The 430-nt window shown below is 71.9% G+C and carries 1 pseudogene; it reads right to left on the reverse strand.

The features are described 5' to 3' along the window. A pseudogene (locus tag AB4Z38_RS25830) lies at positions 1-430 on the reverse strand (hypothetical protein); the annotation flags it as partial.

Below are 430 nucleotides of genomic sequence, written 5' to 3' on the forward strand. Positions count from 1 at the left end.
CCGGGGAAAGCGCAGCCTTTGTCCCGCGCGGTGATGGCTTTGCGGATCTGCGGCGGGAAGACCCTGGAGGCCCGTCCGATGTCCAGGACCTGGCCCTCGCTGCCCAGGACCACGGGGATGATGTCCGCGTCGCAGGCGAGTGTGCGCAAYGTTGCCGCCGGGACGGGCCCGGTGAACGTGAAGGACCCGGTGCCGCTGCCTTGCCGGGGGCGGTTGAACAGGRMGGGCTGACCGACCTTTGAAGATGGCCCGCTCGGCGAGGGTTGACCGGACTGCGCAGCTTGACCGGACTGCGCAGCTTGACCGGGCTGCGGGTCCCGGCTGTGTGGGGGGAAGAGTTCGCGGTGGTCGATGGTGGCCAGGATCTGCGGGCGGTGGCCGCCCGTGGCGGGCAGGGACCCCGTGGCCAGGGCGAGCCGGCAGGCGCCGA

Origin of the sequence: Arthrobacter sp. 2RAF6 (assembly GCF_052115205.1) — a bacterium.
Lineage (GTDB): Bacteria > Actinomycetota > Actinomycetes > Actinomycetales > Micrococcaceae > Arthrobacter.